At 71.2% G+C, this 19,401-nt stretch carries 12 protein-coding genes; all 12 read left to right on the forward strand.

Going from position 1 to position 19,401, the window contains the following annotated elements:
* Positions 1–162 precede the first annotated feature (162 nt).
* Positions 163–549 carry a nuclear transport factor 2 family protein gene (locus IG94_RS0136870; RefSeq protein WP_031048057.1) on the forward strand — a complete coding sequence of 129 codons (387 nt, stop codon included), beginning with the start codon at positions 163–165 and terminating at the stop codon, positions 547–549.
* A 721-nt stretch (positions 550–1,270) separates the two neighbouring features.
* A complete protein-coding gene (locus IG94_RS0136875; protein ID WP_031048059.1) occupies positions 1,271–1,534 on the forward strand; it encodes a hypothetical protein in 264 nt (87 codons plus the stop codon).
* Positions 1,531–2,355, forward strand: a complete 825-nt coding sequence (locus IG94_RS0136880) for an AfsR/SARP family transcriptional regulator (RefSeq protein ID WP_051160034.1) — start codon at positions 1,531–1,533, stop codon at positions 2,353–2,355. Before IG94_RS0136875 ends, IG94_RS0136880 begins: the two co-directional genes overlap by 4 nt.
* A gap of 85 nt (positions 2,356–2,440) precedes the next feature.
* On the forward strand, positions 2,441–3,049 hold the full coding sequence (locus IG94_RS0136885; protein WP_372457647.1) for a dTDP-4-dehydrorhamnose 3,5-epimerase family protein: 609 nt from the start codon (positions 2,441–2,443) through the stop codon (positions 3,047–3,049).
* Positions 3,050–3,137: 88 nt separating this feature from the next.
* Positions 3,138–4,136, forward strand: a complete 999-nt coding sequence (locus IG94_RS0136890; RefSeq protein WP_031048068.1) for a Gfo/Idh/MocA family protein — start codon at positions 3,138–3,140, stop codon at positions 4,134–4,136.
* A 437-nt stretch (positions 4,137–4,573) separates the two neighbouring features.
* Positions 4,574–5,470, forward strand: coding sequence for a glucose-1-phosphate thymidylyltransferase RfbA (rfbA, locus tag IG94_RS0136895; protein WP_031048072.1), 897 nt, complete (start codon positions 4,574–4,576; stop codon positions 5,468–5,470).
* Positions 5,457–6,491: a dTDP-glucose 4,6-dehydratase gene (gene rfbB / locus IG94_RS0136900; protein ID WP_051160035.1), complete on the forward strand. Its 1,035-nt coding sequence runs from the start codon at positions 5,457–5,459 to the stop codon at positions 6,489–6,491. Before rfbA ends, rfbB begins: the two co-directional genes overlap by 14 nt.
* Positions 6,492–6,570: 79 nt before the next feature.
* Positions 6,571–7,890 carry an acyl-CoA dehydrogenase family protein gene (locus IG94_RS0136905; protein ID WP_052411047.1) on the forward strand — a complete coding sequence of 440 codons (1,320 nt, stop codon included), beginning with the start codon at positions 6,571–6,573 and terminating at the stop codon, positions 7,888–7,890.
* A 5-nt stretch (positions 7,891–7,895) separates the two neighbouring features.
* Complete coding sequence (locus tag IG94_RS0136910) at positions 7,896–9,017, forward strand: DegT/DnrJ/EryC1/StrS family aminotransferase (protein WP_031048082.1); 1,122 nt, start codon at positions 7,896–7,898, stop codon at positions 9,015–9,017.
* Between the two features lie 73 nt (positions 9,018–9,090).
* The gene (locus tag IG94_RS0136915; RefSeq protein ID WP_043485675.1) at positions 9,091–10,335 is read left to right on the forward strand and encodes a class I SAM-dependent methyltransferase; all 1,245 of its coding nucleotides are present in this window, start codon (positions 9,091–9,093) and stop codon (positions 10,333–10,335) included.
* A gap of 129 nt (positions 10,336–10,464) precedes the next feature.
* On the forward strand, positions 10,465–10,866 hold the full coding sequence (locus IG94_RS0136920) for an allene oxide cyclase barrel-like domain-containing protein (RefSeq protein WP_031048088.1): 402 nt from the start codon (positions 10,465–10,467) through the stop codon (positions 10,864–10,866).
* A 108-nt stretch (positions 10,867–10,974) separates the two neighbouring features.
* A partial coding sequence (locus IG94_RS0136925; protein WP_043485679.1) for a type I polyketide synthase occupies positions 10,975–19,401 on the forward strand: 8,427 nt, incomplete at its 3' end.

Raw genomic sequence — 19,401 nt, forward strand, 5'->3', positions numbered from 1 at the left:
GACGCTACGAACGCAAGGCCGACCACTTCCTCGCGTTCACCAGCATCGCCTGCACCCTCATCTGCTACCGCAGACTCACCAAATGAGATGACTTCTTAGTGACGACCGCTCGTCACTCCCGCGGCCTCTCGCGCCGACACGTGACCGACGAGGGAGACATCGATGTCCCAGCAGGCCAACGAAGCCATGGCGGAACGCCTCACCGACCTCTACAACACCGACGTGCACGCCATGATCGACCAGTGCTACCCGCAGGACCTCCGGATCAGTGTCAACGGCGTCCTCGCGCTCACCGACCGCGACAAGTTCCACCGGGTCGAATCCCGGATCCTCGGTATCGCGCCCGACCGCCGGGCCGCGATCAGCCGCCTCCTGCACACCGGTGACGACACCGTCACTGCCGAAGGCACCTGTACCTTCACCGACACCGCGTCCGGCGCCACCCGCCGCACGTACTGGTGCTCGATCTGGACGTTCACCGACGGCCTCGTCACCTCCGACAGCACCTACCTCGACGTCTCCGTGTGGAGCGGCGACGGCACCTCGTGACGGGCGACCGGACACAGCGCGCGGGTACGGCGGCCCGACCGCCACCACAAACAGCTCCGGCAAGCGCCGCCCGCAATGAGCAGGCCCTGGCAACTCACAGGGTATTTCAGGTCTGCTGAAGCGACGTGTCGCTTTCATTTATGAGCGACTTTCAACATTTCCAGCTCTGTAAACTGAGTAATGCGCGCGTCAGCCATCGGGGACCGCTCAGTTTCAGCCGGGGAGCGGTGAACTCGGGTCGCGGCCGCGGTATGCGGCGCTGCGGGGGAACGCCGGCCCGGGCGGACACGGGCGCATCGGTGAACGCTCTGATCATCTGACGCACCAGACCGGTGCCACCCCCGGAAAGGTGATCGCCCGCGACGATGTACAGGGCGCACTGCCAGGCACGAAGACTCAGACGATGCTTTTCGGGATCAGACGTCCGGAGGATCGGCCGGTGATCGTTCCCGTGTCCGGACGCTCACTCCGGCACCGCTTCGAGTATCCGGAGCAGGTGGAAGCCCGTGCACCACTTCTCGGGCCGCGACCGGGTCCATGGCCGGAAAGCGCCCTTGCGGCAGCCTCACCTCAGCCGCGAGACTCGCCGACAGCGCTTGTCAGGATCACAACGTGGCCCTGGAATCGGGAGTTCCCACGCGGCTACGTTGTAATTCCGGACTGCGCCTCACAGGCCCGCCCGAACAACAGTGGGTTTTGGATTCTAACGGGGGAAACAGAAGTGAGGATCAAGCGCGCCGCTCTCGGCGGCATTGCCAAACGTGTCCACCCAGTCAGCCCGACCTCCGGCCGAGTTGCAGTCGCACTCGCCGTACCCGCTTCGAACGCGGCGCAGGTCGGCGCCCACAGCGCCACGGAACTCTCCCTGGTCGGCGATGCCGGACGCACGGCGGTCGCCGCCCGGCACCTCGGCAGGGCCACCAGCACCCTTGCCGTCCCCGCGGGCAGCTATGGCATCGCCCTGACTCTGGAGGCCACGGATTGAGGTACGAGCTTCTGGGCCCTGTTCGCATCTCGGTCGCCGACGAGACGTCCTCGGTCGGAACGTACAAGATGGAAGTCCTGTTGAGGACGCTGCTGGTCCGCAAGGGCCAGGTCGTCTCGCTCGACCAGCTGACGCAGGAGCTGTGGGGCGCGGCCCCGCCCGTGCGGGCGGGGGCTTCGCTGCACGTCTACGTGTCGCAGCTCCGGAAGATCCTCAACAAGTCCTCCCTCACCAAGGACTGCATCACCACCCGTTCCCCCGGCTACGTCCTGGACTTGGGACTCGACGAACTCGACCTCGACCTGTTCACGGCCCTCTCGGAGAAGGGCCGGCTGCAGATGGGCATGAGCAACCACGCCGGGGCGGCCGAGAGCCTGGCGCAGGCGCTGGCGCTGTGGCGCGAACCCGTGCACGCGTCGTCCTTCGAGGGACCGATCATCCAGGAATTCGCCAACGGGGCCGAGGAACTGCGCGTCGAGTGCGTGGAACTCCTGGCCCGCTCGCTGCTGGCGTCGGACCAGGCCCGGGAAGCCATCCGCATCCTCTACTCGCTCACCGTCGAGTACCCGCTGCGGGAGGATTTCTACGCCCTGCTCATGGAGGCGCTCAGCCGGTCCGGGCGCCGGGCGGACGCATTGAGGGTCTACCAGACCGCGCGCAAGATCATGCGCGAGGAGTTGGGTCTGGAGCCGTGTCGTTTCCTGCAGGAAACACAGGAGTTCATCCTGAACGACCGGCTGGACGAGCTCCATTTCACGCGTACGGTCAACGGCGGCAAGACGCATCACCGCCACCTGACCGTCGACACCGTCACCTCATGACCCCGCCGTCGTTCCGTTCGGCGCTCGGTTGATTCCTGCCCATCCCCGCAGCCGCCATTCCTACCTGCTGAAGAAGGAAGACACCGTGCCCGGTATTGAGGTATCGGAAACGTCCATCCCCGGGGCGTACCGAATCAGCACGAGTCACCTACCGGACCGGCGAGGCCACTTCTACGAGGCGTGGCAGTTCAGCGAACTCCTCCGGCAGGCCGGCCACCGTTTCGAGATCCGGCAGGTGAACTACTCGGTCTCCAGGAAGAACACGCTTCGCGGAATTCACGGCACCACGATTCCGCCCGGCCAGACGAAGCTGGTCACCTGCGTGCGAGGGGCGGCCATGGACGTGGCGGTCGACCTCAGGGTCGGCTCGCCGACGTTCGGCCGGTACGACGTGACCCTGCAGGAGGCGTCAGCCGGAGTCGGCGTCTACCTCGCCGACGGCATCGGCCACGCGTTCCTCGCCCTGACCGACGACACGTGCATGAACTACCTCTGCGGCGCGGAGTACGTTCCGGGCACGATGATCGACGTCCAGGCGCTCGATCCCGCGATCGGAATCCCCTGGGAACTGGACGGCCCGCCGATCACGTCGGACAAGGACGCGGCAGCCCCCACCCTCGCCGAGGCGGTCGAGCGCGGCCTGCTCCCCACCTACGAACAGGCGTTGGCGTCCGCCGAACCGCATCCCGTCTGAGGCGGCGCGTCCTCCCGCGCGCGTGGCCGGAACGCCACGTCGCGCGCCGTCGGCGAGTCACTACCGCAATCTTGTGCAGGGAGTTCTGATGGAGCGTTCGAGAAGCCTCACCCCGGTTCGAGTCGGAGTGATCGGATGTGCCGACATCGCATGGCGGCGCGCACTGCCCGCGCTGGAGGCCGAACCGCTCACCGAAGTGGCGGCGATCGCCAGCCGGGGATGGGACCGGGCGCAGCGCTTCACCGACCGGTTCGGCGGCGAGCCCGTGGAGGGCTACGCCGCTCTGCTGGAACGTGACGACATCGACGCCGTGTACGTCCCGCTGCCGGCCGTGCTGCACGCCGAGTGGATCGACCGGGCGCTGCGCGCGGGCAAGCACGTCCTCGCGGAGAAGCCGCTCACCACCGACCGGGACCAGGCCGAGCGGCTGTTCGCGCTCGCCGCGGAACGGGAACTGCTGCTGATGGAGAACTTCATGTTCCTCCACCATTCTCAGCACGAGCGGGTCGCGGCCATGCTCGCGGACGGCGTCATCGGCGAACTCCGGTCGTTCGCCGCCAGCTTCACGATCCCGCCCAAGCCGCAGGGTGACATCCGGTACCAGGCCGACGTCGGCGGCGGCGCACTGCTGGACATCGGTGTGTACCCGATTCGCGCAGCCGGCTTCTTCCTCGGCATGGACCTCGATGTCGCGGGCGCCGTCCTCCGCCACGAGCGGTCCCACGACGTCGTGGTCGGCGGCACCGCGCTCATGACCACCGGTCAGGGGGTGACCGCTCAGCTCACGTTCGGCATGGAGCACTCCTACACCAACAGCTACGAGTTCAGAGGCAGCACCGGCCGCCTCTGGCTGAACCGCGTCTTCACTCCCCCGGCGACCTACCAGCCGGTCGTCCATGTCGAACAGCAGGACCACGCCGAGCAGTTCGTACTGCCCCCGGAGGACCAGTTCGCCAAGAGCATCCGTGCGTTCGCCCAGGCCGTTCTCGGCGGAGAGCACCCCGAGGACTGGTCGCGTAACTCGGTGAAGCAGGCGTCCCTGGTGGACGCCGTCCGGGCGAACTCGCGCGACATCCACTTTCCCTGACCCCGGCGGCGCCTCTTTCCGCGACGAACCGTCCTCCTCCAGTCGGTCTGGAGGGGGGCGGTTTTTCGCGCGCCGACAGAGGTGACCAGCGACGAAGCACGGGGCGCGACATCACCCAAGGTCTGGGCAAGGCTCGTTCCAGGCTGCTCTTAGAGCCTCTTAAGAAGCCTTTTGTGTCGCGTCATTAGGGTGATCGTAACTGTTGAGGTATTTCAACTGGCAGTGAGCATCATCCCGAGTCGTCCGGCGGACAGGTCTCGGCGGGTGGTGAGGGGGTTGATGCGATGTTCGCGGCCGGACGCACTGGCCGACGGCCCGAGCACCGCGCGGTGCTCGCCCGCGGCGAGTTCGGACGGGGGCGGTGACACACCCAGGCAGTCACGCGTTGTCAGCGATTACAGCCCGCCACTCAGCCCATGACGACAGAGGTGCCACCCGTGAAGGGAATCATTCTGGCCGGAGGAACGGGAACGCGCCTCTATCCGCTGACCTCCGCCCTCTCCAAGCAATTGCTCCCGGTGTACGACAAGCCCATGATCTACTACCCGCTGTCGACTCTCATGCTGGGCGGTGTGCGGGACTTCCTCGTCATTTCGACGCCGACGGATCTGCCACTCTTCCGGAAGGTGCTCGGTGACGGCGCGGAGCTCGGCCTGCGGATCTCCTACGCGGAGCAGCCGCTGGCCGCCGGTATCGCCGACGCCTTCCGGGTGGGGGCCGAGTTCGTCGGCTCCGACCCGGTGTCCCTGATCCTGGGCGACAACATCTTCCACTCCCCGGAGCTGCCGGACGTCCTGGCGCGCAGCATGAAGGACGTCGACGGCTGCACCCTGTTCGGCCACACGGTCGCCGACCCCCGGCCCTACGGCGTGGTGGAGAAGGCTCCCGACGGAAGCGTGCTCGGGATCGAGGAGAAACCGTCCCGGCCGCGCGGTTCGGAGATCGCGACGGGTCTGTACGTCTACTCCAACGACGTCGTGGAGACAGCGCATCGCATCACGCCGTCGGCGCGCGGGGAACTCGAGATCACCGATGTGAACCGGGTCTATCTGGCGCAGGGCAGGGCGCGGCTCCACTCGCTCGGGCCGGGCAGCACGTGGCTCGACGCCGGCACCTACGACGGCCTGCTCGACGCGGCGCGTTTCGTGCGGGAGCAGCAGAGCGCCGGCGGCCGGATCGCCTGCCTGGAGGAGATAGCGCTCCGCATGGGCTACATCGACGCCGCGGCATGCTACTCGCTCGGGAAGAAGCACAAGAACTCAGGATACGGCCGGTACGTGATGGAGATTTCCAGCAACACCGACTGGGGCAGGTTGACTTATGTCGCGCAGTAACCGTGTGGCCGTCACCGGAGGCGCCGGGTTCATCGGTTCGCACTACGTGCGGCAGATCCTCTCGGGCGCGTACCCGGAATTCGCCGACGCCTCCGTCGTCGTCCTCGACAAGCTGACCTACGCGGGCAACGAGGAGAACCTGGCTCCGGTCTCCGCCGACCGGCGGTTCGAGCTGGTGGTCGGAGACGTCTGCGACGCGGACCTGCTGGCCGACGTGCTGCCGGGCGTGGACGTCGTGGTGCACTTCGCCGCGGAGTCCCACGTGGACCGCTCGATCACCGGCCCGGCCGATTTCATGCACACCAACGTGCAGGGCACCCACACCGTACTGAACGCCTGCCTGGACGCGGGCGTGCGGCGGGTCGTGCAGGTGTCGACCGACGAGGTCTACGGCTCGATCGACGCCGGTTCCTGGACCGAGGACCACCCGCTCGAACCGAACTCGCCGTACTCGGCGTCCAAGGCGAGCGCGGACCTCGTCGCGCGCTCCTACTTCCGGACCTACGGACTCCCGGTGTGCGTCACGCGGTGCTCGAACAACTACGGCCGCTACCAGTTCCCCGAGAAGATCATTCCGCTGTTCATCACGAACCTGCTGGAGGGCGAGGAGCTCCCGCTGTACGGGGACGGCAGCAACGTGCGCGACTGGCTCCACGTGGACGATCACTGCCGCGCCATCCAGCTGGTGGTGGAGGGCGGCCGCCCGGGTGACGTCTACAACATCGGCGGGGGGACGGAGCTCACCAACCGCGACCTCACGGCGCAGCTGCTGAAGGAGACGGGCTCGGACTGGTCCTCGGTGCGGCACGTTCCCGACCGTCCGGGCCACGACCAGCGGTATTCGGTGGACTGGACGAAGATCAAGAACGAGCTGGGCTACACACCGCGCGTCGACCTGGCGGACGGACTCGCCGACACGGTCCGCTGGTACGTGGAGAACGAGGCCTGGTGGGGACCGCTCCGCCGGACGGCGCCCCAGCGGCACACCGGACCCCACTCCCCCACCGGAGTGACGGCCTGACCGCGGACACCTCCGAACACGGCCCAGAGCACGCCGCCGACCGCCGATGACCGCCGATGGAGAGAGTACGGAGCAAGTCATGACGGAGCACGTATTGTCCTCAGGCACCACCCCACCGGGCCCGGCGACGGAGTTCGACGCACCGGTCACCGACGCCGGCCGGGTCCTGCTCGAGCGGATCGCCGAACACCTGCCGCGCATCCGGGCCACCGCGGCGGAGAACGACCGCGCGGCCAGGTTCCCCACCGAGACCTTCGACGCCTTCCGCAAGGAGGGTCTGATGGGCGCGACGGTGCCCGCCGAACTGGGCGGACTGGGAGTGGACCGGCTGTTCGACGTGGGGGTCGCGCTCCAGTACGTGGCGCAGGCCGACGCCTCGACGGCGCTGGCGCTGCACCTGCAGTTCAGCCGGGGACTCACCCTCGGCTACGAGTGGCGGCACGGTGCTGCGAACGCCCGCACGCTGGCCGAGCGGATGATGCGGATGATGGTCGCGGGCGACGCCGTCATGTGCTCCGGCATCAAGGACCACCACTCCGCGGTGACGACACTGACGCCGGACGGATCGGGCGGGTGGCTGCTGTCCGGCCGCAAGACGCTGGTGTCCATGGCGCCCATCGGCACCCACTTCTTCATCAACGCGCGCACGGACGGGACGGACGAACCACCGAGACTGGTGTCTCCCGTCGTCAGGAGCGACACCCCCGGGTTCACCGTCCTGAACGACTGGGACGGCCTCGGGATGCGCGCGTCGGGCACGATGGACATCGTCTTCGACAACTGTCCCGTGCCGGCCGAGGACGTCATGGTCCGGGACGTCGTCGGGGCTCGCAACGACAAGGTCCTCGCCGGTCAGACGGTCAGTTCCGTCTCGATGCTGGGCCTGTACGTCGGTGTCGCGCAGGCCGCCTACGACCTGGCGGTGGGGGCGCTCGCACGTCGGTCCGCCGCCCCGCAGGCCGCGGCGCGGACCCTGGTGGCGGAGCTGGACGCCCGCCTCTACATGGTGCGCTCCACCCTCGGCACCGCGTTGACCGTGGTCGACGCGCTCAACGCCGATCTGTCGGGGGACCTCGACGAGCGTGGCCGGCAGATGATGCGGCACTTCCAGCGCGCCAAGCTGACGGTCAACCAGATGGCCCCGGCCATCGTCAACGACTGCCTGACCCTGGTCGGCGGCGCGTCCTTCACGGGGGCCCATCCGCTGTCCCGGCTCTATCGCGACATCCGGGCGGGCGGGTTCATGCAGCCGTACGCCTACGTGGACGGCGTGGACTTCCTGAGCGCGCAGGCGCTGGGGATCGAGCGGGACAACAACTACATGAGCACCTGGGCGGCCCGCTCCTCGAGCAGCGGGAATTCAGCGGATCCATCTCGGCGTACGCCAATGTCACGGTGAGGGAAATGACGACTCGTGTATGGGATTACCTGCCGGAGTACGAGCAGGAAAGGGCGGACCTGCTGGCGGCCGTGGAGACGGTCTTCGAGTCCGGGCAGCTGATTCTCGGCAAGAGCGTGCAGGGCTTCGAGGCCGAGTACGCGGCCTACCACGGTGTGGGGCACTGCGTCGGCGTCGACAACGGCACCAACGCCGTCAAGCTGGGGCTGCAGGCGCTCGGCATCGGCCCCGGCGACGAGGTGATCACGGTGTCGAACACCGCGGCCCCGACCGTCGTCGCGATCGCCGGCACGGGGGCGACGCCGGTCTTCGTGGATGTGCGCGAGGACGACTACCTGATGGACACCGGCCAGGTCGCGGACGCGGTCACGCCGCGCACGAAGGCGCTGCTGCCGGTGCACCTGTACGGGCAGTGCGTCGACATGGCCCCCCTGCGGCGGCTGGCCGACGAGCGCGGTCTGGCCGTCCTGGAGGACTGCGCGCAGGCGCACGGCGCCCGGCAGAACGGCAGAACGGCCGGCACGACGGGGAACGCGGCGGCGTTCTCGTTCTATCCGACGAAGGTGCTCGGGGCCTACGGCGACGGCGGCGCCGTCATCACCGACGACCCCGGGATCGACAGCAATCTGCGGCAGCTGCGGTACTACGGCATGGAGAAGGTCTACTACGTCGTCCGGTCCCCGGGGCACAACGCGCGTCTCGACGAGGTGCAGGCCGAGATCCTGCGCCACAAGCTGCGCCGCCTCGACTCCTACATCGCGGGCCGGCGCAGGGTGGCGAACCGGTACGAGGAAGGCCTCGCAGACCTCACCGGCCCCGGCGGGCTCACCCTGCCGTCGGTGGCGGAGGGGAACGAGCACGTCTACTACGTGTACGTGGTGCGCCATCCCCGCCGCGACGAGATCATCGAGCGGCTCAAGCGGTACGACATCTCACTGAACATCAGCTACCCGTGGCCGGTCCACACCATGAGCGGCTTCGCGGACCTCGGGTACGGCGAAGGGTCGTTGCCGGTCACCGAGCGGCTCGCGGGCGAGATCTTCTCGCTGCCCATGTACCCGTCGCTGTCCCGGGACCGCCAGGACAGGGTGATCGACGCGCTGCACGAGGTCCTGGCCGAGGTGTGACGTCGCCCCGTCCGTCCCGCGGCCGGGTCTGCGGCCCGCCGTTGAGCAATCGGAACCAAGAAGGAGTTCGATCATGACTCGGGTAACCGACGCGCCTTCCCCGGGGGCCTGCCGGATCTGCGGCGGCGTCGTCGAGGAGTTCCTCGATCTGGGCCGGCAGCCGCTGTCCGACCGGTTCCTGGAGCCGGACGAGACCGGCGAGGAGTTCTTCTACCGGCTGGCCGTCGTCCAGTGCCGCGCGTGCACGATGGTGCAGCTGGCCGAAGAGGTGCCGCGGCACCTGATGTTCCACGCCGACTACCCGTACCACTCGTCGGGCTCCTCGGTCATGCGCGAGCACTTCGCCGGGGTCGCCCAGTCGTTCCTCGCCACCGAACTGACCGGGGCGGACCCCTTCATCGTGGAGATGGGCTGCAACGACGGGATCATGCTGGGCACGATCCAGGAGGCGGGTGTCCGGCACCTGGGATTCGAGCCCTCGGCGGGAGTGGCGGGGGTGGCGCGCTCGAAGGGCGTGCGGGTGCGCACCGACTTCTTCGAAGAGGCGACGGCCAGGGAGGTGCGCGCCGCCGAGGGGCCGGCGGATGTCATCTACACCGCCAACACCATGTGCCACATCCCGTACTTGGACTCGGTCCTGCGGGGAGCCGACGCGCTCCTCGGCCCGAACGGCGTGTTCGTCTTCGAGGACCCCTACCTCGGTGACATCGTCACCAAGACCTCCTTCGACCAGATCTACGACGAGCACTTCTATCTGTTCTCGGCCGGTTCGGTGCAGGCGATGGCCGACCGGTTCGGCTTCGAGCTGGTGGACGTGGAGCGGCTGCCGGTGCACGGCGGAGAGGTCCGCTACACGCTCGCCCGCAAGGGCGTGCGCACTCCGACGCCGGCCGTCGCGCGGCTGTTCGCCGAGGAGCGCGACCAGAAGCTCACCGGCCTCGCGACGCTGCGGGCGTTCGCGGCGAACGTACGGAAGATCCGCGAGGATCTCGTGGCGTTGCTGGAGCGGCTGCGCGCGGAGGGACACCGCGTAGTCGGCTACGGCGCCACCGCCAAGAGTGCGACGGTGACGAACTTCTGCGGCATCGGCCCCGAACTGGTGTCGTTCGTGTGCGACACGACACCGGACAAGCAGAACCGGCTGACCCCGGGCCGGCACATCCCGGTCAGGTCCGCGGCGGCGTTCTCCGACCCGTACCCGGACTACGCGCTGCTGTTCGCCTGGAATCACGCCGAGGAAATCATGGCCAAGGAGCAGGAATTCCAGCAGTCCGGCGGCCGCTGGATCCGTTACGTCCCGCAGGTCCATGTGACGTGATCGGACGGCGGGCCCGTACGGACCGGATCAATGGGACACCAGCTCAGCCCTAGGCTCAATTAAGGGCCGCCGTAGATGATTCTGGCAGGCGTTCTCCCGCCAGTTTTCTGCGATCGGGAAGGGAACTTCATGTACCTGGAGAATCTCCGGGAAGTCTGCCACACGACAGTGCACCGGGAGACCCGCCCCGGCGTCGGCCACCACGTCACGTTCACCGAGGAGCTGTACGACTCCGACGGCGGTCTGGTGGCCACCTCGGAGGGCATGGCCGTGGTGTTCGGGAACCCGGAGGACGGCAGTCTCATGCAGCTGATGACGGCCACCGAGAAGTTCGCGGACGGTGTCATCAGCTGGACCGGGACGGTCCGTCAGGAGAATCCGGCCGGGGGTGAGTTCGCCGTCAACGAGTTCCCCGTGATCGGTGTCAGCGGCCGTTATGCCGGTAAGACCGGGACCCGCACCCTCAAATTCGTGGAACGACCCGACGAGAACACGACGATCGCCGAGGCCACCCTTTTCATGGAGGACTGACCGGCCTCCACCGAGCGGCCCGGGGGCGACGACGAGCAGGGTCGGTCGCTCGGTTTTCCATGCCCTTTCAGAATCCCAGGTGTGTGCGAGGAAGGCTGTCAGGACGCCATGACGGATTTCAGTGAGTCGGAGGGCGTTCGCCCGATGCCGAGCGAACCGATCGCCGTGGTCGGGTTGTCCTGCCGGCTGCCCCAGGCGCCGGACCCGGCGGCCTTCTGGCGGCTGCTCCGCGACGGCCGGTCCGCCACCACCGAGACCCCCGCCGACCGCTGGACCGGTACGGCGCGGACGGCCGGACTCCGGCACGGCGGGTTCCTCGACGACGTTGCGGGCTTCGACCCGGCGTTCTTCGGCATCTCCCCGCGCGAGGCCGCCGCCATGGACCCGCAGCAGCGGCTGATGCTGGAGCTGGCCTGGGAGGCTCTGGAAGACGCGATGATCGTCCCCGCGACCCTGGCGGGCGGCCGGACCGGCGTCTTCGTCGGGGCCATCGGCGACGACTACGCGTCCCTGCTGCACCGGCGCGGTCCCGGGGCGAGCACCCAGCACTCGTTGACCGGGACCCGCAGGGGCATCATCGCCAACCGCGTCTCCTACACCCTGGGGCTGCGCGGCCCGAGTCTCACCGTGGACACGGCGCAGTCGTCGGCGCTGGTGGCCGTGCACCTGGCCTGCGAGAGCATCGCGTCCGGCGAGTCCGGCACAGCGCTGGCCGGCGGCGTCAACCTGAACCTGGCGACCGGTGCGGCGCTGGAGACCGAGCGGTTCGGAGGGCTCTCTCCCGACGGGCGCTGCCACACCTTCGACGCCCGTGCGAACGGCTACGTCCGCGGTGAGGGCGGTGGATTCGTCGTCCTGAAGCCGCTGTCCCGCGCCCTGGCCGACGGCGACCAGGTGTACTGCGTCGTCCGCGGGACCGCGGTGAACAACGACGGCGCCACCGACGCCCTCACCGTGCCGAGCGCCGAGGCGCAGCGGGACGTGATCCGGCTGGCGCACGCCAGGGCGCGTCTGGAGCCGGGTGACGTCCAGTACGTGGAGCTGCACGGGACCGGCACCAGGGTGGGCGACCCCGTCGAAGCGGCGTCCGTCGGAGCCTCGGTCGGCGCGGCCCGCTCGGGCGGGCCCGTGCACGTCGGCTCCGCCAAGACCAACGTCGGGCACCTCGAGGGCGCTGCCGGGATCGTCGGTCTCATCAAGGCCGCACTCTGCGTGCGGCACCGCGGGATCCCGGCGAGCCTGAACTACACGACGCCCCACCCGGAGATCGACCCCGGTGCGCTCAACATCGAGGTGCGCACGGAGTTCGGCCCGTGGCCGAAGCCGGACGCGCCGCTGGTGGCGGGCGTCAACTCGTTCGGGATGGGCGGCACCAACTGCCACGTGGTGGTCTCCGACCTCCCGGCCGCCGTACCGGACACCGTCGCGGCGGACACCGTGCCTCCCCCGGAGGCGGCGGCCGGCTCCGTGCCGGTGGTGCCGTGGGTACTCTCCGCGGCGGACGAGGCTGCGCTGCGCGCCCAGGCCGACGCCCTGCGGTCCACCGTGGAGGACCGGGCGGATCTCGACCCGGCCGACGTCGGCTGGTCGCTGCTCACCACCCGGTCGGCCTTCGAGCACCGCGCCGTCGTCCTCGGCGACGGCCGGGAGCGCCTGCTCCTCGGGCTGACCGCGGCGGCGGCCGGTGAGGACGCGGCGGGTCTGGTCACCGGACGCACCGGCGAGCCCGGCAAGACGGTGTTCGTCTTCCCCGGGCACGGAACCCAGTGGCCCGGCATGGGGCTGGACCTGCTGGAGACCTCTCCCGTCTTCGCCCGGCACCTGCGGGCCTGCGACGCGGCCCTGAGCCCGCACACCGGCTGGTCGCTCCTCGACGTCCTGCGCGGCGAGCCGGACGCGCCCGACCTCGACCGCGTCGACGTGGTCCAGCCCGCCATCTTCGCCGTCACCGTCTCCCTGGCCCGGTTGTGGCAGCACCACGGCGTCACCCCCGATGCCGTCGTCGGGCACTCCCAGGGCGAGATCGCCGCCGCGCACATCGCCGGAGCCCTCTCCCTCGACGACGCCGCGAAGGTCGTCGCCCACCGCGGGCTCGTCGCGGCCACCATCGCCGGCACCGGAGGGATGGCGGCCGTCCCGCTCTCCCCCGAGCGGGTCGCCGACGACCTGACCGCCCATCCGGGCCTGGGCATCGCCGGGATCAACTCCCCCCGCGGCACGGTGGTCTCCGGCGACCTGGACTCCGTCCACCGTCTCCTGGCGCACTACCGGGAGCAGGAAGTAGACGCCCGCCCCGTGCCGATCGGGTACGCCTCGCACTCCGCCCACATCGAGCCGCTGCGCGAGCGGTTCCTGGAGGCCGTCGCCGACATAGCCCCCGGTGTGCCGGACATCCCCTTCCACTCCACCGCCCGCCCCGGCACCAGTCCCGCGTTCGACGCCGCGTACTGGTACGACAACCTCCGCAACCCCGTGGAGTTCCACACCGCTGTCACCGGGCTGCTGGACACCGGCCACACGCACTTCGTCGAGGCCGGCCCCCATCCCGTTCTGACCACCCCGATCCGCCACACCGCCGACGCCGCCGGGAGCGGCGCGGTCGCGGTCGGCACCCTCCGGCGGGACACCCCCGGCTGGCCGGCGTTCGTCCGCTCGATGGGCCGGCGGTACGTGCACGGCGGGGCGGTCGACTGGGCCTCGCTCTTCGAGGGCGGGCGACCGCACCGGGTGCCCCTGCCGACGTACCGCTTCCAGCGCGGTCGCCACTGGCTTCCGTCCGGGCCCGAACAGCACGGCCGGCACGGTGACGTTCCCGTACCCGGGCGTCCCGCGGCGGAGCCGGTGCCGGGGTCGGCGGCGGAGCGGCTGGCCGCGCTGCCGGAGCCCGAGCTCGGGCGGACGCTGCTGGCTCTGGTGCGCAGCCGCGCCGCCGCCGTCCTCGAACACGACGACGCGAACCTCGACACGGCGCGGTCGTTCAAGCAGCTCGGCTTCGACTCGCTTCTCGCGGTGGAGCTGAGGGACCGGCTGGCCGCCTCGACCGGGCTCGATCTGCCGGCCTCCCTGCTGTTCGACCATCCCACACCGGCCGTCCTCGCCGAGCACCTGCGCGACCGGCTCACCACGGCCGCCGACGCGCCCTCGGAGGCAGCGGCACCGACGGTTGCCGGCGGCGCGGACGACCCGATCGCCGTCGTGGGCATGGCATGCCGTTTCCCGGGGGGCGTGCGGTCCCCCGAGCAGTTGTGGCGGCTGGTGGAGTCCGGGACGGACGCGATCTCGGACTTCCCCGGCAACCGGGGGTGGGACCTGGACGCCCTCTTCGCACCGGGTCCCGGGCGGTCGGGCACCTCGGCGGTGCGACGCGGCGGGTTCGTGCTGGACGCCGACATGTTCGACCCGGCGTTCTTCGGCATCAGCCCGCGTGAGGCGCAGGCGATGGATCCGCAGCAGCGGCTGCTCCTCGAGGTCTCCTGGGAGGCGCTGGAGCGTGCGGGGATCGCTCCGTCGTCGCTGCGCGGCGGCCGGACGGGAGTGTTCGTCGGGGCGATGTCGCAGGAGTACGGGCCGCGCCTCACCGAGGGCGGCGACGAGCTGGACGGTTTCCTGCTCACCGGTACGACCGCCGGCGTCGCCTCGGGCCGGATCGCCTACACGCTGGGGCTGCAGGGCCCGGCGTTCACCGTGGACACCGCCTGCTCCTCGTCGCTGGTGGCGTTGCATCTCGCCATGCAGGCGCTGCGCGGCGGGGAGTGCCCGCTCGCCGTGGCGGGCGGCGTGAACGTGATGGCCGCGCCCGGCATCTTCGTGGAGTTCAGCCGCCAGCAGGGGCTGTCCCCGGACGGCAGGTGCAAGGCGTTCGCCGACGCGGCGGACGGCACCGGCTGGTCGGAGGGCGCCGGCATGGTCGTACTCGAACGGCTCTCGGACGCGCGCCGCAACGGCCACCGGGTGCTCGCCCTGATCCGGGGATCCGCGATCAACTCCGACGGCGCCAGCAACGGGCTGACCGCGCCGAACGGGCCGTCGCAGGTGCGGGTGATCCGGCAGGCACTGGCCGGCGGCGGTCTGGAGCCGTCCGACGTGGACGTGGTCGAGGCGCACGGCACGGGCACCCGGCTCGGCGACCCGATCGAGGCGCAGGCCCTGATCGCGGCCTACGGACAGGACCGCCCCGAGGACGCTCCGCTGTGGCTGGGCTCGCTGAAGTCGAACATCGGCCACGCGCAGGCGGCAGCCGGGGTCGGCGGCCTGATCAAGATGGTGATGGCGCTGCGGCACCGCACGCTGCCGCGCACGCTGCACGTGGACGCCCCGACCCGGCATGTCGACTGGTCGGCGGGCGGGGTCCGGCTGCTGACGGAGGCGCGGCCCTGGCCCGGCACCGCGGTGCGGCGGGCGGCCGTGTCGTCGTTCGGCATCAGCGGTACCAACGCGCACCTGGTTCTCGAACAGGCCCCCGACGACGAGGCGGTGGACGACGGGGACGGCGGGGACGGCGGGGTGACGGTGCCGTGGCTGTTGTCGGCCCCCCACGATCAGGGGCTGCGGGACCAGGCGGCGCAGTTGCTCCGGCTCGTCGACGGCGAACCGGGCACCGCTGCCGCCGACATCGGCCGCGCGCTGTCGACCACCCGCTCGGCGTTCACCCGTCGCGCGGTCGTCACCGGCGCCGACCGGGCGGCGCTCCGCACCGGCCTGGCCGCGCTCGCGGCCGGGGAGTCCGCGCCCGGCGTCACGGTCGGCTCGGCACGGGACCGCGGAAAGGTCGTGTTCGTCTTCCCGGGGCAGGGAGCGCAGTGGGCCGGTATGGCCGCCGAGCTGATGCGGTCCTCGCGGGTGTTCCGGGACGAGGTGCTCGCCTGCGCGGACGCGCTCCAGCCGCATCTGGAGTGGTCCGTGCGCGACGCCCTGCTCGGGGGCGCCGACGCTCCCGGGCTCGACCGGTCCGACGTGGTGCAGTGCACGACGTTCACCGTGGTCGCGGGTCTGGCGGCGCTGTGGCGTTCGGTGGGGGTGGAGCCCGACGCGGTGGTCGGGCACTCGCAGGGGGAGATCGCCGCCGCCTACGTGTCGGGGGCCCTCACGCTCGCGGACGCCGCCCGCGTGGTGGCGCTGCGCAGCACGGCGCTGCTGGCGCTGGCGGACACCGGCGGCATGGTGACGGTGTCCGGCTCCGAGGACACGGTGACGGAGCTGATCCGCCCGTGGGAGGGCAGGCTGTGGATCTCCGCGGTGAACGGCCCGTCCTCGACCGTCGTCGGCGGTGACGTGGACGCGCTGGACGAACTGCTGGCGCGCTGCGAGGCCGACGGCCTGTGGGCCCGCCGGGTCCCCGTGGACTACGCCTCCCACTGCCCGCACATGGACGTGCTGGAGGAGGAGCTGACGCGCAAGCTCGCGTCCGTCACGCCCCGTACGCCGCGACTCGACTTCCGCTCCACCGTCGAGGGCGTCGGGCAGGAGCCGTTCCGCGTGGACGGCGGGTACTGGTTCCGGAACCTGCGGCACCGGGTGGCGTTCGGGCCGGCCGTCCGTGCCCTGGCGGACTCGGGGTTCGGCACGTTCGTCGAGGTCAGCCCGCACCCGGTGCTGACCGGGACGGTCGAGCAGACGCTGGAGGCGGCGGGTGCCGAGGACGCCGTCGTGGTCGGGTCGCTGCGCCGGGACGACGGCGGCTGGGCCCGGTTCGGCGCGTCCCTCGGCCTCGCCCACGTGCACGGGATCGACGTGGACTGGCACGCCGTATTCGAGGGCCGGCCGGCGCGGCACGTGGACCTGCCGACCTACGCGTTCCGGCGGCAGCGGTACTGGATCGAGCCGAGGGCCGACGGCGCGAACGCGATCGGGCACGCCTTCCTGCGTACGGCGACGGAACTCGCCGACGGCGACGGGCACCTGTTCACCGGCAAGCTGTCCCGTTCGGCGCGTCCGTGGCTGGCCGACCACCGCGTCCGGGGAGTCGTGCTCATGTCCGGCACCGCGCTCCTGGACATGGTCGCGCGGGCCGGTGAAGAGCTGGGCTGCGGCACCGTCGACGAGCTGACGCTGGAGGTCCCGCTGCCGGTGCCGGAGGACGACGACGTCGAGATCCAGGTCGTCGTGGGCGCCGTCGACGAAGCGCTGCGCAGGCGGGCCAGGCTGTTCTCCCGGGTCGGCGACGGCGAGTGGACACGCCACGCCACCGGCTTCGTCTCCGCCGTGACACCGGGCGCCGGCGCCGCGCCCGTGTCCGGGGTGTGGCCTCCGCGCGGCGCGACGGAGCTCGACGTGGCCGGCCTGTACGACGGACTCCGGGAGCACGGCTACGAGTACGGGCCGGCGTTCCGGAACGTCCGGGCGGCCTGGCGGCTCGGCGACGCCTTGTTCGCCGAGGTCGGGCTGCCGGCGGAGCTGCGGGCCGAGGCCGGCCGGGGCGCCCCGCATCCGGCGCTCCTCGACGCCTCGCTGCATCCGCTGGCGGCGGTCGGACTGCTCCGCGAGGACGAGGACGGGATGCTCCTGCCGTTCTCCTGGACCGGCTACTCGGCGGCCGGCTCCTCCGCGACGGCCTGGACCGGCCGCTCCGCGGCGCCGGGCGGCGCGGAGACGGTACGGGTGCGCCTGACTCCGGCCGGGAACGACACCGTGGAGGTCGTCGTGACCGACGACGCGGACTCCTCGGTCGTGGCGTCGGGTGTCCTGGCGCTGCGTGCGACGGCCGTCGACCGGCTCGGCGCGGTCCGCAGCGTCCGCAACCTCTACGGCGTCGTGTGGGAGCCGCTGCCGCCCGCCGTTCCGGAGGCCGTCCGCTGGGCCGTGCTGGACGACGCCGCTCGCGCCGCCGAGCTGGGCGCCGACCCGTATCCGGATCTCGCCACGCTGCGGGAGGCGGTCGCGGACGGCGCTCCCGTACCCGGCCTGGTCCTCGCGAGTCCGGCCGCCGCCGCGGACGGTGCCGCCCCCGACGCGGCGGCGCACGCGACGGCGGCGCGGGCGCTCACTCTGGTGCAGGAGTGGCTGGCGCTCGGCGAGGAGCGCCTGGACGCGGCACGCCTGGTCGTCGTCACACGGGATGCGGCGACGGTCGACGGCACCCGCGACGTTCCGTCTCCCGGCGCCGCGGCCGTGTGGGGGCTGGTCCGGACGGCACAGACCGAGCACCCCGGGCGGTTCGTCCTGCTCGACCTGGACGGCGAAGCGGCCTCCGCACGGGCGCTCGCGGCCGTCGCCGCGAGCGGTGAGCCCCAGCTGGCCGTCCGCGCGGGAGAGGCCCTCGTGCCCCGGCTGGCTCCGGTGTCCGGGGCGGAGCCCGACGCGGAGGTCCCGGCGCTCGACGGCACCGTGCTGATCACCGGCGGCACCGGTCGCCTCGGCGGCCTGGTCGCCCGGCACCTGGTGACCGCGCACGGGGCGCGGCGGCTGCTGCTGGTCAGCCGCCGCGGCGAGGGCGCGGACGGGGCCGCCGAACTCGCGGCCGGTCTGCGGGAGCTGGGCGCGGAGGTCGCGTTCGCCGCCGCCGACGCGGCCGACCGGGCGGCTCTGGCGGAGGTGGTCGAGGCCGTACCGGCAGACCGTCCGCTGCGCGCCGTGGTGCATCTGGCGGGTGTCCTCGACGACGGGACGGTCACCGCGCTCACCCCGGAGCGGGTGTCGGCGGTGCTGCGTCCGAAGGCGGACGCGGCCTGGAACCTGCACGATCTCACCCGCGGCCTGCCGCTCACCGCGTTCGTCCTGTTCTCCTCGGTGATCGCCACGGTCGGTGGCCCGGGGCAGGCCAACTACGCGGCGGCCAACGCGTTCCTGGACTCCCTGGCCGAACACCGGCGTGCGGCGGGGCTCCCCGCCGTCTCGCTCGCCTGGGGCCTGTGGGCCGAGGCGAGCGGTATGACCGGTCATCTCACCGAGTCCGACCGGGCCCGGCTGCGGCGCGGCGGCGTCGCCGCGATGGACACCGACGAGGCTCTCGCGCTGTTCGACGCAGCGCTGGCCGCCGGCCGGCCGACGGTGCTGCCCGCCAGGCTGGACCTGGCCGCGCTGCGGGCGGAGCACGACGGGGTCCCCGCCGTCTTCCGGCGGCTGCTGCCCCGTACGGGCGGTACGTCCGCGCAACCCCACCAGGTCGGAGGAGCCGCCGCGCTGACCCGCCGGCTGACCGGGCTGTCCCCGGCCGAGCGGGACGCCGCCCTGCTGGAGCTCGTCCTCGCCGAGGTGGCCGGTGTGCTCGGCCTCGGCGAGCCCGGCCTGCTGGTACCGGACCGGGCCCTCCGGGAACAGGGCCTGGACTCCCTCACCACCGTCGAGCTGCGCAACAGGATCGGCGCGGCGACCGGACTCCGGCTGCCGACCACGGTCGTGTTCGAGCATCCGACGGCGACCGCGCTGGCCCGGTACCTGGGCGAGAGGATCACCGGTACCGGTGGCGTGGAGCAGGTCACCCCGGTCCGCGTGGCGGGCGACGATCCGGTGGTGGTCGTGGGGATGGCCTGCCGCTACCCCGGCGGCGTGCGCTCACCCGAGGACCTGTGGCAACTGGTCGCCGACGGCACCGACGCC

Origin of the sequence: Streptomyces olivaceus (assembly GCF_000721235.1) — a bacterium.
In the GTDB taxonomy this organism is placed as follows: Bacteria; Actinomycetota; Actinomycetes; order Streptomycetales; family Streptomycetaceae; genus Streptomyces; species Streptomyces olivaceus.